Origin of the sequence: Proteiniclasticum aestuarii (genome assembly GCF_017368455.1) — a bacterium.
Classification (GTDB): Bacteria; Bacillota; Clostridia; order Clostridiales; family Clostridiaceae; genus Proteiniclasticum; species Proteiniclasticum aestuarii.
In genome coordinates this window covers 78,718-91,723 of sequence record NZ_JAFNJU010000007.1, presented here as the reverse complement: position 1 = coordinate 91,723, position 13,006 = coordinate 78,718, and the positions used below count along the sequence as shown (strand labels likewise).

The following is a 13,006-nucleotide window of genomic DNA, read 5'->3' as shown; positions in this document are numbered from 1 at the left end:
TTTCTATACCTCCAGATTTCCTGCATAGATCTTTCTCTTGTAGGCTATGATTCTTTCAATGATGATTTCAGGTCTTTCTGTGACTCTCATGGTTTTCCCGTCAGTCAGCGTTATGACCGTATCAGGAAGCGCTTCAATTTTCACCACAAGGTCTGTGTTCAGATAAAATTCCGTTCCACTTAAAGTTGTCAGAAGTATCATATGGCCTCCCTTTCGCTTCCACTTTCCTCTGGAAAGAAAAACGCTCACGCGATTCTCTTTCCAGATAAGAAAAGTGAAAATCCAGACTTCAAATTATCTCTTCAGGCTAAGCAGCTCCTGGAGCATTTCATCAGATGTGGTGATGGTTCTTGAATTAGCCTGGTAGGATCTTGAGGTGACGATGAGCTCTGTGAACTCGTTGGCCAGATCCACATTGGACATTTCAAGGACACCCTGTCTTATGATTCCGAATCCGTCTGTGTTGGCAGAGCCCACCACAGGTGTTCCGGAGTTATTGGATGCTCTGTAGTTGTTGTTGCCCACTTTTTCCAGTCCCGCACTGTTGTCAAACTTCGCCACAGCCAGTCTACCCATGGTATAGACCTTACCGTCGCTGTAGACACCTGAAATGATTCCGCTTCCATCGATGGAGAAAGTCTGAAGATCGACCTGTACATACGTTGGATTGCCAAGTTCATCTAAAATGGCATCTCCATCTTCGTTCAGTGCAGGTATGGGATTCCCTTCGGCATCCACCGCATCGATGGTATTGAGTATTTTAAGAGGTGTCGGCACATCCGGACTTTCATCTGTATAGCCTAGTACGCGATATCCTCCGGCATTGACCAGATTGCCATCATAGTCTCTATAGAAGGCTCCATCTCTTGTATAATATTTCATCTGAGCATCCGTATCCTGTGACACCATGAAGAATCCCGTGCCTTCCACAGCCAGGTCCAGATCTCTGTTGGTAGGCTGAAGAGCTCCGTCGGTCATAATGGTATCGATGGCGCCCACCTTCACACCAAGACCCACCTGCTGGGCATTGATACCGCCCAGGTTCTCGTCTGTAGGCCCCTGCGCATTGGCCAGTGTCTGGCTCAGCATGTCCTGGAAACGCACTCTTCCGGATTTGAATCCCGTGGTGTTGACATTGGCGATATTGTTACCTAAAACGTCCATTTTGGTCTGGTTGCTTCTCATTCCGCTTACGCCTGAGTAAAGTGATCTTAACATATGTATTTTCCCTCCTAGGATTTCTACTTTATTCTGATTTTTTCTTGTACCCGTATCCGTCGTTCAACGAGTTTTTTATGGCTTCCTCAAGAGGTCCGGCCATTCTTATCTTATGCTTACTGCACTGTCAATGTTTGTTATGGTCTCCATTTCCTCGTTTTTCATGGCTGTGATGATGGTCTTGTTTCTGATGCTGGCAATGAAGGCCGCATCCTTATAGAGAAGAAGACTTTCCCGGGCACCCTTTTTTTCCAGGGTATCCACCGCATCATTGATCTTCACCATATCCTCTTCTGAGAGTGTGATCTGCCTTTTCTCCATCCTTTCCTGTGCATGGGCAGAAAGCTTTACGGTTTCCTTCGCCTTTTGCAGTGATTCCAGATAGAGTCTTTCAAAATCACCACGGGGTTTTCTCTCCACTCTTCCCTGGTTCCCCTGAGATGAGATGATCTGACCGTTCTGAATCTCAAATGACATGACTATTCACCTCCCACTTCCTGCACCATGTACATGGGATACTCGCTTCCTCCTATGACAGGATAAGCAAGTCCTTCTCTGTATCTGATTTTTTCCACAACGCCTTCAATGGTGTTTTCTCCGTCAAATACGGATACTTTCTTGCCCACCAGTGAAAAGGACAGCTGCTGCTGGGATAGGGTGTTCATGGTTTCCATGCTTTCCGATAATGCGCTGAGCTGTTCTAGCATGGTGAACTGAGCCATCTGGGCAATATATTCTCCTGTATCTGCACTGTTTCCGCCCATGGGATCCAGATTCTGAAGCTGCGCGGTCATGATTTTGAGAAAGTCGTCCACACCCATGGCATCATTGGCTTTTGCCGCTTTTTCTGTATTCATCGCTTCATTTGGGATTCCGATTCCATTGATTCTCATATATTCTCCTTTCCTTCTCTTAGGCGAGAAGATTGATTTCCACAAGATTTCTCTCAGGAACATTCCTTTCATAGTCCGGAGTTTCTGCTTTTCTGATCTGGTAGCCTCTGAAAGGATTCTGCATCTGTCTTTGCCCCTGATGTCTCTCCTGACTTCCTTCCCCTCTGTCTCCCACACTCACTTCGAATTTACCAATCTGAATGTTCTGCTTCAGGCTGTTTGAAAGCTCCTCCAGTCTTTCGGTGAAGATCTGTCTGATTTCGCGATTCTCCAGAAGAATCTTTCCTGAAAGCTTTCCATCTTCCATGGTCAGTGTAATTTCCATCTTGCCCATCTCTTCCGGATGGAGGTTCACCTTCATGGTGGTCCTATCACCGTCTCGGATGGTTTCAACGTTCTTCATGATCTCTTCTGCCGCATTTTCGAAGGTCTTCTCAAAATTGATGGATTCAGGTCTCTTCGTCTGAGAAACCTCCTGGAAATCTCTGAGCTTAATTTCATGCATCGGATTCACGGTTTCTGTGCCTTTACCAGAGTCTTCCGAAGAAGTGACTACTTCTTTCAGCGGCTCCATTCCTTCCAGATTCATGGATCCTTTCTCAAGCTCCCTGGTTTCATCCAGCTTGACATTCAGCCCCTGTCCTTCCCCTGAAGTTTTCATCTCTCTTAGAGGTTTTACTGCCACTGCTGTTTTTTCAGAGTCGTATTCAGGTTTTCCGATTTCATCTGTAACTTCTGAAGGCTTATAGCCAGGTAGCATTTCCGATTTCTCGTGCGGATGGATCTTCTTCAGAGTCCCTGCAAAGACATCCGGTTTTTCAACTGTCTCTTTGAGAACAGTATCGTCCTGTATTCCTGTTTTTCGCTGATCTTTTGGAATATCGATGAGTCTTGGGTCTCTTTCACCAGCATGCTCTTTCAGTGAAATCCTTTCACCTTGTTTTCCTCGGAGAAGTTCATTCAGAAGATTTTTCTCAGGCTGAGATTGATCCACAGTATTTTCCGCTTCTTCCACAATCTGAGCATTCATAAGTTTATGGGGATCCAGAGCAGTTTCCTTCATCTCAGGCTTCGTGTGCGGAAATAGGTTCAGTAAAGACGCTTCTTCACCGTTCTCGGATGTTTCTTTAATCACTTCCATGTCCTTTTCACCTTCAGGTTTTTCACTTTTCGCCTCTTTCTTCTCACTGGAAGTTTTATCCATGGCTGTGGAAAGAATTTCTCTGAAAGTGCTCTTGTCCATGCATTCCTCTTTTGCTTCCGGTTGATGGACATTCACCACATTTCTGGTCCCCATGGTTACTATTGTCATTTTTCTCACCTCCTTTCAAAGAAAGCCCTTCAGGCATTTCTTTTCTGATTGAAACAGATTGCTATCTATGAATAAAAGTCACTTGGCGAATCTCATGATGGTGAAATCGTCCAGTTCCTTCTGTTCCTTAAGGAGCATTTCCTGCTGAAATTTGTCCTTGTCCTTTTCCTTCAGCAGTTCCATGATTTTACGGTCTTTTCTGGCTTCTATGAGTACTTCCCTTGCATCATTGGCTTTGTGGAAAATGTCGTCCACTTTCTTTTTCTGATGCGTAAGTTCAGCCTTCAGTTTCTCCTTATAGAGAAAGGACATCTTCATGGCATTCACATCCGTGGCCACTTCCTTCTTTTTCTGGTCCAGCTTTTCTTCCAGAATATCCAGATGTTTTTTCTCCTGGTCCAGTTTCTGGGTGATTCTGGCGAAATCCTCTACCTTATGCTTTTCCACATTGCTTCTGTAGTCCAGCACCTTCTCCATTTTGTACTTGTAGTTCATCTTCTGAAGCCTCCATTTCTGTCTTTATCCGATTACTTTCTGAATATGTTTTCCAGTTCTCTGATCGTATCTTCATAGTGTCTGGAATCATCGGTCTCCTGCTTCAGGAACCCGTCAATGGACATTTTCAGTTCCACAGCCCTATCCAGTTCCGGATTTCTTCCCTTGGCATAGGCTCCCACATTGATGAGGTCCTCCGACTCCTGATATCTGGCCATGTTTTCCTTGAGTTTTCCGGCATAATCGTAATGCTCCTTGGAAACCACTTCCTTCATGACTCTGGATACGCTCTGCTGCACATCGATGGATGGAAAATGGTTCTTCCCTGCAAGCTTTCTCGACAGCACGATATGTCCGTCAAGAATTCCCCGCACCGCATCAGCAATGGGCTCATTCATGTCATCCCCTTCCACAAGAACCGTATAGAAGGCTGTAATGGAGCCATCTTTAGACATACCGCTCCGCTCCAGAAGCTTCGGCAGAGTGGCAAACACCGAAGGCGTATACCCTCTTGTGGTGGGTGGCTCTCCGATGGCAAGACCGATTTCTCTCTGGGCCATGGCGAATCTTGTGACCGAATCCATCATGAACATGACTTTCTTGCCCTGATCTCTGAAATATTCCGCTATGGCTGTGGCTACATAGGCGCCTTTCAGACGCACCAGTGGCGGTTGGTCGGATGTGGCGCAGATGATCACGGACTTCTTGTAGCCTTCTTCCCCCAGGTCTCTTTCGATGAACTCCAGCACCTCTCGGCCTCTTTCTCCAATGAGTCCAATGACATTGACATCCGCATCGGAGTATCTGGCGATCATGCCAAGAAGGGTACTCTTGCCCACACCGCTGCCGGCAAAGATACCGATACGCTGTCCCTCACCGCAGGTGAGCACGCCATCGATGGCCTTCACCCCGGTACTCATGACCTTCTCGATCTTTTTTCTCTGGAAGGGATTGGGTGGCACATTGTTGATATCTCCATAACCTGTGAGCTTTCTCTTTATCTCGTCCATGGGATTGCCTAGACCATCCAGCGTGGAGCCGAGCAGCGCATCCCCCACCTTCACCTTCAGCGCGTTTCCTGTGGGAAGCACCAGGCATCCTGGTCCGATCCCCTGTACATCGCCAAGGGGCATGAGGAGGACATTTTCATCCTGAAACCCCACCACCTCCGCGCTGATTCTAATGTTTTCTCCGATAAGTATGTGACACACTTCTCCTACGAAGACCTTCAGACCCACCGCATGGATGATGAGACCAATGACTTTCTTGACCTTTCCCATCTTTAAGGCCAGAGTACTTTTATCCAGTTTTTCGTAAAGCCTGTCAAAGGATACTTCGGTCATGGCCATCGTCCTCCTCTTACTCGGTTGCCAGTTCGATGAATCTGGCGATCTGCTTTCTGATGGAAAGGTCTGTAATCTGATTTTCATTCTCGATGAGAATGTCGTTCTCCTCCAGGTTTCTATCCTGCAGGATCAGCACATGGGCTTTGGGACACATGGCTTTGATTTCAGGAATCTGGCACTTCATGAAGGCCACTTTATCCGGATGGCAGGTCACGATGACATTCTCCGTCTTTCCGTATTCCTGAAGAATGGGTCTTGCCAGAAGCATCAGACTATCTTCCTGTGTCTCCAGGGTTTCTCCCACAATCCTTTCAGCAATCCTTGCGGAGAGCTGTATGATCTTCTCTTCATTTTCATCCAGATATTCCTTTGAAAGAACCTCAGCTTCCTCTAACATGGTGATGGCGTTCTTGCGGAAGGCCAGGGTTTCCTCGTAGCCTTCTTCCTTCCCTGCCATGTACCCTTCCTCAAAGCCCTGGTTCCTGGCTTGCGCCAGAACCTCTTCCCTTTCTTTCTCCAGTTCTTCCTTTGCTTTTTCAAGAAGCACTTTTCTATCTTCTTCTATGGAAAGGAGAAGCTCCTTTCGGATTTCTTCGCGGAGGGATTCTTCCGGATCCTCTCCTTCAGACACCGCATCATACTGGGACTGGATCTCTTTCTTCTCCCGATAAAGCTCAATGTCCAGGGTTTCCAGTTTTCTTTCCTCCTGGGCATAGGCGTTCTTGTTTTTGATGATTCTATACGATAATGCTATCGGAATCACCCCTTCCTATGACGATTTCTCCTGCTTCTTCCAGCTTTCTTATGACGCCCACAATCTTATGCTGCGCTTCTTCCACTGTGGAGAGTCGTACCGGTCCCATGAACTCGATATCTTCCCGTACGGTATCCGCCGCTCTCTTGGAAAGGTTTGCATAGACCACGGTGGAAACTTCCTCCGATGCACCCTTGAGTGCCAGGACCAGCTGCTCGTTGTCCACTTCTCTGAGCACCCTCTGTATGGAGCTCTTGTCCAGAGTGACGATGTCTTCGAATACGAAGAGATTCGCTTTTATCACTTCGGCCAGTTCCGGCTGGGTCTTCTCCAGATCGCTGATGATGTTCTTCTCTGTGGTTCTGTCCACAGAGTTTAGGATCTCCACCAGAGTCTTCACGCCACCGATGTTCTCCGCGTCGCTCTCAATAATGTTGGAGAACTTGTTCTGTACCACGCTTTCAATCTTTTTGATCACCGCTGGCGAAGTCCTGTTGATGACTCCAATTCTTTCCGCCACTTCAGTCTGAAGCTCGTTGGGAAAGAGAGCCAGCACATTGGCTGCTTTATCAGGCTGAATGTAGCACATGATCAGCGCAATGGTCTGTGGATGCTCATTGGCCAGCATGTTGGCCAGCTGATGGGTATCCGCTTTTCTCAGGATGGCAAAGGGTTTTTCTCTTTGCTGAATCTGAGTCAGCACTTCCATGATTTCCTTGGCTCTGACGCTACCTAGAGCTTTATTCAGCAGATTCCTTGCGTAATCGATGCCACCATCGACGATATATTCCCTGGCGGAAGCCATATCCATAAAATCCTCAATGACCTTTTCCCTGTCCTGGGGCTCCACATATTCAATATTGGCGATTTCATAAGTCACCTTCTGGATCATCTCATCCGGAAGGAGCTTCAGAATCTGAGAGGACACCTCCGGTCCCAGTGAAATTAGCAGAATCGCTGCTTTTTTTATGCCGTTTTCCTTCATCTGCATGCCTTCATCCTCATTCTTTCATCCAAGCCTTGATAAGATCCGCTGCGATCTCAGGATGCTCTTCGGCATATTCCTTGATCTGCTTCTCTTTCTGATTTTCCTTCACTGTGAATTTCTGGTACACCTCTTCGATGATGTCCACCGGCTTCCCTTCTTCAGCCTGCTCCAGAGGTGGTGGAAGAAGGGTATATTCGTCCTCTTCTTTTCTCTTCTTCTTGCCGAAGAGAATCTTCATGAAGGAAAGGACGAAGACAAGGCCAATGAGACTGAAGAGGCCCAGATAAATATAATCGGAGTATCTGTCCATGAATGTTCTGTTGGCTTCATCCAGAAGCCTCTGCTCTTCCAGTTTCTTTTCCAGGTCTTCCTGATAGCTCTTGTCAAAGACCACGCCTTCGATGCTGATGACGTCTCCCCTTTCCATGTCATAGCCTGTGGCAGTGGAGATGAGGTTTCTTATGCTTTCACGCTGCCCTTCAGACAGGTTCCCGTCAAAGAGAAGTGAAGTGGAGAGCTTTGTGACTTTTCCTGGTGCCTTGATGGTACTGGTTCTTGATTCCGTCAGCTCGTAGTTGATGATGCTGTCGAAAGTGCTCATGCTGTCTTCTTCTCCATCCAGCACATTCTGAGTATTGTCTCCAGCCGGATTGTCCATGATCTCTTCCTGGTTCAGATCTGGTCCGGTGACACTGACCTGTTCGCTTCGAACCACCGGATTCTCATAGCTTATGACGGTCTTTTCTTCCGCATCGAAATCCAGATCCGCATAGACAGCCACCTTCAGTTTATCCGGTCCAAGTGCTGGTCCCAATAGGCTGAGTATGCTGTTTTCGATTTCCTCTTCAAAGGTCTTCTTGATTTCTCTTTGCTGATCCAGAAGCCCGATACCTGACATCTCACCACCTGGTGCAAGGCCAAGACTGATAAGGTTTCCCTGGGCGTCGATGACTCTGACCTTCTCTTCAGGCAGGTTGTCCACTGCCCCTGTGATCAGAGCGATGATACCACTGACTGATGCATCAGAAAGCTTCGCCCCAGTCTTCAGGCTTAAGATGACCGATGCGGAAGCTTCTCTTCGTTCTGTATTAAATATGCTTTCTTCACTCATGACGAGATGAATTCTAGCACTGTCAATCTCATCCAGTGACATGACGGAGCGCTGAAGTTCTCCTTCTAAAGCCCTCTGATACATGATCTTACGGTCCTCGTCTGTGACCATCATACCCATGTCGTCAAAAATCTCGAAGCCTGTGGAGTTTTCCGGCATCATACCATTCATGGCCAGTTCCAGTCTGTACTTATCCACATGTTTCTCATCCACATAGATATCCGTTCCACCGTTTTCGAGACGATAACTTATGTTACCTCTGGTATCCAGATCCTCCGTAATAGCTGCCGCATCGGAAAGTTCAAGGCCTGTAAAAAGAGCAGCATAGGTCACCTGATTGCTATATATAGAAAAAAGAACCACAAACATGGTTACGGCAGTTCCTGCCAGAATCAGCGCGTTCCTTTTTCCCTGATCGATTTTTTCCCATCCGCCCTTGATTTTCTGGGTGATCCCCTTAGTCATTTCCATAAATGCATTGCTCCTTACTGGTAGGTGTAACCCTCATTTTCCTCTTGATTGCTGCCTGTATTCATGATTTCTGCAGCAAAAAACTGCTTGTATTTCGCTCCCGAAAATCCCGTCAATAAACCTTCTAGTTATAGGGAGTCACGCTTCATACAAGCAGTCTGTTTTTCCTTATGTTCAGATTGAAGTTCTCCATATCGGTCAATCAAGGAAAAGCATGTTCCTCTTGTTACTTACGCTCGTTTTCTGTGACCATCCTATAGCTGCATACTGCTTAGTTCTTTATAAGCTTCAATAATCTTGTTTCGCACCTGCACGGCCAGTTCCATGCTGATTCTCGCTTCTTCTGCTGCAATCATGACCTCATGAAGATCCTCTGTATTGCCTGAAGCAAAATCCATGGCCAGTTCATCGGCCTGTATCTGACTGGTGTTGAGTTTATCCAGCTGGCTGGTAAACATGTCTCCGAAGCTCACACCAAGCCCGAGACTTTCCATTTCCTTTTCATCGGCCTTTCTTGCAGGGCCATTCCCCTGATCGATGAGGTTATTGTAACGATCTAGAATTGTACTGTAAGAACTTATAAACTGTGTCATTTAGCTTCTCCTATCCTTTGGAAATATCCAGAGCTTTATTCAACATAGCCTTGCTGGCTTTCAGCGCGGTGGCATTGGCCTCATAGGACCTCTGAGCTTCGATGAGTCTTACCATCTCATCCAGCAAGTTCACATTGGGCATCAGTACATAACCTTCTTCATCGGCATCCACATGTTCCGGATCAAATACTCTTCTCAGGTTCTCCTGATCTTCATAGACTTCTGTGACTTTTACTCCTGCCGTTCTTTTTTCGAACTGACCTGTGAGTCTGCTTTGGGCTCTCTCTACCATTTCTTCAAAGATGACCTCTTTTCTATAGTATGGGCCGCCTTCTGCTGTTCTTGTGGTGTTCACATTGGCAATATTGGAGGAGATGGTATCAAGTTTAAGTCTTTCCAACGTTAAACCTGATGCATTGATTTTCATGGAATTGAATACAGACATAATCGACCTCCTAAGATATGAGAATATGAATTATTTATATATCATTTCTGTAGCACGCAACATATATATTGAATATATATGCGGATTTTCTTAATCAACCCACTCCGACTAGCCACGAGAAGCCGGATTGTTATTTATACTCTTATCTGTTGATGATATAGCTCATATTGCTGAGCTTTCTGTTCACTTGCTCAATCAGCGCGGAATAATAGATTTCATTGGCTGCGAGATCCACCATTTCCTTGTCGATATCCACATTGTTTCCTGTCTCATCCATACTGGTTCCATCCATGACCTTGACTTCGCCCTTGACTTCAGAAGCAATGGCCCCTCCCAGATGATTCTCATGGGTCTTCACCATGGCTGAACCACTTCTATTCAAGGCTTTTGCAAGCTCATTTTCAAAGGAAATCTTACTGGCTTTATATCCTGGTGTGTTCACATTGGCTATATTTGAAGAAACGGCTTTCTGTCTGGCAGATGATGCATCTAGTCCATTTTTCAGTATCTGATATGTCAAGTCCTTCAAAACAACCCCTCCAACGGATATTATTTTTCCACTGCATAATAGATTCATTGATGATGAAGACATCATCTTATGTAATAAATAGTGCTTATTCAATCACTCTTAACATTTTACAAGTTATATACGGTAAAATCAACAATATATTATTCTAAGAGTGTTAATTATGCATTATTCTTGCTAAATTGATGTTTGTTATATTTTTAGAATATTTAATTAAATGAATATAATTCGATTTTCAAGCAAACCGATTCGACAATCGGATTTCTCCGTTTCGCATCCTGTAATATTATGTACATATCGTGAATATTGTTATTTATTTGTTTAAATCTTCGTAATAAATCCGTTCAAACGATATGTTGGCATTTGTTTGAAAATACTTTTTCCAATTTTATATGCTTTATCTATAATACGCATTTGTGCAACGAAAAGGATTTCTTTGTATCATTTCTGTATGATTTAATTTATCAAATAAAATAAGGTGGGGTTAGACTACTCCTTCCTCCACCATTATCCTTTCTATTATGAATTTCTATTCACGATGAATCACATTATGCTCTATAGTCTGAACTTCCTTGTTTCTTCTCTCAGATTCTGAGATTGATCTTTTGTCTTTTCCATCTCATCCATTACCTGACTGGATTTCATGGTGGACTCAGAAATCTTTTCGGCGATATCGGAAGTTCCGCTGGCACTTTCGTTGGCTGCGGAAGCAACTCCGTCGATGGCTGCTGTTACACTTTCTATCGAAGCTAGCAGTTCTTCTGATGTGGCACTAAACTCCGTAACCAGATCATCAAAATATCTTGCATCTTCATTGTACTTGGCCGCCACTTCCAGCATGCTCTGATAGTCACTCTTCACATCCTTTTCCACATAGCTCAGAAGCTGATTGGAACTTCCAGAAAGGTGTTCCACTGAGGATGTGACTTTCGATGTCACTTCCTGAATCTTGGTTGCTGCATCTTTAGACTGTTCAGCTAGTTTTCTGATTTCATCTGCAACCACAGAGAATCCTCTTCCAGCTTCACCAGCTCTTGCAGCCTCGATGGCCGCATTGAGCGCCAGAAGGTTGGTCTGGGCTGTGATCTGAAGAATGGCATCAGAGAGCACTCTGATCTGATCCACTACCTTGGCCCCCTCGATGGCCCTTTCTAGATCTCCTTTCGTCTCAATGAAGATCTCTTCGGACTTCTTCTGGGCCTCCCTCACCTTCTTCTGAGTAATGTCCGCTCGTTCAGCTGTTTCTCTTGCGGCAACAGCCCCGTGTTGGGAACGCTCTGCGATAGAATGAACAGCCTTTTCAATTTCGGAGGACGCAGCTGCCATTTCTTCCGTAGATGCCGCTGTTTCCTCATTACCAGCAGCAAGCTCTTCTGTGGTTGCAGATACGCTCTCAAGATTCGTGTTTAGTTCTACGATGCTGTTCATGGAAGTCTCTACCTGAGCACTGATTCCATTGGAGGTTTCCGTGATTTTCCCCACCAGGTTCCGTAAGGAATTCTTCATCTCATGAATTCCATTGGATATTGTACCGATCTCATCCTGCCTTTTCAAAAGTCTCTGATCTACATCCACAGTGAAATCCCCATGTGCAATTCTGCTCAAATACTGTGAAGAGGTCTTGATGGGTCTGGATATGCTTCTTGCAAACAGCGATGCGATGACCACTGCCGCGATAAGCGCAACTACTGCAATGACAAGACTAAAATATATCGTGTTATTGATGAAGGCCATGGCTTCATCCTTGCTCTCGACGGTGATGACCGCCCAGGAGACGGACTCACCAGGCAGTGCAATGGGTCTGTAAGCACTGACTACTTCCACTCCATCCAGGTCTGTATAGCTCTCAAAACCACTTTCTCCCGCAAGTGCCTTTTTCGCCATTTCATTGAGCTCTACTGGAGCATTTACGGGTACTTCATTGACAATCTGAACACCGGATTCATCCAGAACCGGTTTTCCGTACGCGTCTTTTCTCAGCACCTGCTTGGTCATAGAGACATAGTTGAACATTTCCTTGACCATATTATAGTTCTTATGGGCAATGACTGTACCTTGTCCGTCGATGATGAAAGCCAGCTTGCTTCCTTCGCTGTGTTCTGCGATGAGATCCTGAAGCGCTGTGAGCTTGATATCCGATCCAATGACACCCAGAAAAGTCAGGTTCTGATTGTAAACCGGCATCGCTATGGTGGTAACTGGTATTCCTCCATTCTGAGAATAGTAGGAATCACTGACCCATTTAACCTTTTCGTCTCGGGTCTTGGTATACCAGAATCGATCGGAGCTGTTACCCAGCCTTCCTTTGCTTCTGGCCGTCTGCATCCCGTCTTCATCCACGACAAAGATCAGATCGAAGTAGTCATGGTCTCTTGCGGTGCTGGAAAGCACACTGGACTGTGCAAGGCCATTGTATTCTCTCACATCATTGTTCACCGCAAGCTGCTCTGTGACATTGAACCCTCTTTCGATGAAGGCGGAAACCTGGTCTGCAATAGCCTCTGCCAACACATCGTTGTTAGCTTCCATTTCTTTTACATAGTTCTGGTTCATGTATGTAAGACTTGCGATGTTTGATACGAGAAGTGGTATGGTAACCATAAGAAGTGTCATGACAACCATCTTCTTACCGATGCTCTTTCTGCTTTTCGCCTCCACTACTGCATTGTTGTTTTCTGAATCCTTCTTTACAGCATTCTTTCTGAAAAGCGAGCTTATTCTTCCTTTTGATTCTGATTTCGCTTTTTTACTCTTATTTTCTTTCTTGTCTTTCCCTGCTTTCAGAAGGGATTTCACCTCAAATCTCTTTTTTTTCTGAACTCTTGGCGCTTTCTTCTTTGCTGTCATTAGTTTT

At 45.5% G+C, this 13,006-nt stretch carries 14 protein-coding genes; all 14 read right to left on the bottom strand.

The window, feature by feature from the left end:
* Positions 1–3: 3 nt before the first annotated feature.
* Entirely contained in the window at positions 4–201 is a 198-nt protein-coding gene (locus J3A84_RS10040; RefSeq protein WP_207599893.1) for a flagellar FlbD family protein, read from the bottom strand.
* A gap of 93 nt (positions 202–294) precedes the next feature.
* A complete protein-coding gene (locus tag J3A84_RS10035) occupies positions 295–1,218 on the bottom strand; it encodes a flagellar hook-basal body complex protein (protein WP_207599892.1) in 924 nt (307 codons plus the stop codon).
* Between the two features lie 105 nt (positions 1,219–1,323).
* The gene (locus J3A84_RS10030) at positions 1,324–1,695 is read right to left on the bottom strand and encodes a TIGR02530 family flagellar biosynthesis protein (protein ID WP_207599891.1); all 372 of its coding nucleotides are present in this window, start codon (positions 1,693–1,695) and stop codon (positions 1,324–1,326) included.
* A gap of 2 nt (positions 1,696–1,697) precedes the next feature.
* Complete coding sequence (locus J3A84_RS10025; RefSeq protein ID WP_207599890.1) at positions 1,698–2,111, bottom strand: flagellar hook assembly protein FlgD; 414 nt, start codon at positions 2,109–2,111, stop codon at positions 1,698–1,700.
* Between the two features lie 19 nt (positions 2,112–2,130).
* A complete protein-coding gene (locus tag J3A84_RS10020) occupies positions 2,131–3,423 on the bottom strand; it encodes a flagellar hook-length control protein FliK (protein ID WP_207599889.1) in 1,293 nt (430 codons plus the stop codon).
* 78 nt (positions 3,424–3,501) lie between these two features.
* The gene (fliJ, locus tag J3A84_RS10015; RefSeq protein WP_207599888.1) at positions 3,502–3,918 is read right to left on the bottom strand and encodes a flagellar export protein FliJ; all 417 of its coding nucleotides are present in this window, start codon (positions 3,916–3,918) and stop codon (positions 3,502–3,504) included.
* A gap of 32 nt (positions 3,919–3,950) precedes the next feature.
* Complete coding sequence (fliI, locus tag J3A84_RS10010) at positions 3,951–5,267, bottom strand: flagellar protein export ATPase FliI (protein ID WP_281069629.1); 1,317 nt, start codon at positions 5,265–5,267, stop codon at positions 3,951–3,953.
* A gap of 10 nt (positions 5,268–5,277) precedes the next feature.
* Positions 5,278–6,027: a FliH/SctL family protein gene (locus J3A84_RS15475; protein ID WP_207599886.1), complete on the bottom strand. Its 750-nt coding sequence runs from the start codon at positions 6,025–6,027 to the stop codon at positions 5,278–5,280.
* Complete coding sequence (gene fliG / locus J3A84_RS10000; protein WP_207599885.1) at positions 6,002–7,009, bottom strand: flagellar motor switch protein FliG; 1,008 nt, start codon at positions 7,007–7,009, stop codon at positions 6,002–6,004. Before fliG ends, J3A84_RS15475 begins: the two co-directional genes overlap by 26 nt.
* A 10-nt stretch (positions 7,010–7,019) precedes the next feature.
* Positions 7,020–8,588, bottom strand: a complete 1,569-nt coding sequence (gene fliF / locus J3A84_RS09995) for a flagellar basal-body MS-ring/collar protein FliF (protein WP_207599884.1) — start codon at positions 8,586–8,588, stop codon at positions 7,020–7,022.
* Between the two features lie 254 nt (positions 8,589–8,842).
* The gene (fliE, locus tag J3A84_RS09990; protein ID WP_207599883.1) at positions 8,843–9,181 is read right to left on the bottom strand and encodes a flagellar hook-basal body complex protein FliE; all 339 of its coding nucleotides are present in this window, start codon (positions 9,179–9,181) and stop codon (positions 8,843–8,845) included.
* A gap of 10 nt (positions 9,182–9,191) precedes the next feature.
* Complete coding sequence (flgC, locus tag J3A84_RS09985) at positions 9,192–9,626, bottom strand: flagellar basal body rod protein FlgC (protein WP_242694144.1); 435 nt, start codon at positions 9,624–9,626, stop codon at positions 9,192–9,194.
* Positions 9,627–9,768: 142 nt separating this feature from the next.
* The gene (gene flgB / locus J3A84_RS09980; RefSeq protein WP_207599882.1) at positions 9,769–10,155 is read right to left on the bottom strand and encodes a flagellar basal body rod protein FlgB; all 387 of its coding nucleotides are present in this window, start codon (positions 10,153–10,155) and stop codon (positions 9,769–9,771) included.
* A 552-nt stretch (positions 10,156–10,707) separates the two neighbouring features.
* Positions 10,708–12,999, bottom strand: a complete 2,292-nt coding sequence (locus J3A84_RS09975) for a methyl-accepting chemotaxis protein (RefSeq protein ID WP_207599881.1) — start codon at positions 12,997–12,999, stop codon at positions 10,708–10,710.
* Between the last annotated feature and the right edge of the window lie 7 nt (positions 13,000–13,006).

What these genes read in the sequence shown, in the direction of transcription:
- J3A84_RS10040 (WP_207599893.1), bottom strand. Translation starts at nt 201, where the DNA reads ATGATACTTCTGACAACTTTAAGTGGAACGGAATTTTATCTGAACACA.
- J3A84_RS10035 (WP_207599892.1), bottom strand. Translation starts at nt 1,218, where the DNA reads ATGTTAAGATCACTTTACTCAGGCGTAAGCGGAATGAGAAGCAACCAG.
- J3A84_RS10030 (WP_207599891.1), bottom strand. Translation starts at nt 1,695, where the DNA reads ATGTCATTTGAGATTCAGAACGGTCAGATCATCTCATCTCAGGGGAAC.
- J3A84_RS10025 (WP_207599890.1), bottom strand. Translation starts at nt 2,111, where the DNA reads ATGAGAATCAATGGAATCGGAATCCCAAATGAAGCGATGAATACAGAA.
- J3A84_RS10020 (WP_207599889.1), bottom strand. Translation starts at nt 3,423, where the DNA reads ATGACAATAGTAACCATGGGGACCAGAAATGTGGTGAATGTCCATCAA.
- fliJ (WP_207599888.1), bottom strand. Translation starts at nt 3,918, where the DNA reads ATGAACTACAAGTACAAAATGGAGAAGGTGCTGGACTACAGAAGCAAT.
- fliI (WP_281069629.1), bottom strand. Translation starts at nt 5,267, where the DNA reads ATGGCCATGACCGAAGTATCCTTTGACAGGCTTTACGAAAAACTGGAT.
- fliG (WP_207599885.1), bottom strand. Translation starts at nt 7,009, where the DNA reads ATGCAGATGAAGGAAAACGGCATAAAAAAAGCAGCGATTCTGCTAATT.
- fliF (WP_207599884.1), bottom strand. Translation starts at nt 8,588, where the DNA reads ATGGAAATGACTAAGGGGATCACCCAGAAAATCAAGGGCGGATGGGAA.
- fliE (WP_207599883.1), bottom strand. Translation starts at nt 9,181, where the DNA reads ATGACACAGTTTATAAGTTCTTACAGTACAATTCTAGATCGTTACAAT.
- flgC (WP_242694144.1), bottom strand. Translation starts at nt 9,626, where the DNA reads ATGTCTGTATTCAATTCCATGAAAATCAATGCATCAGGTTTAACGTTG.
- J3A84_RS09975 (WP_207599881.1), bottom strand. Translation starts at nt 12,999, where the DNA reads ATGACAGCAAAGAAGAAAGCGCCAAGAGTTCAGAAAAAAAAGAGATTT.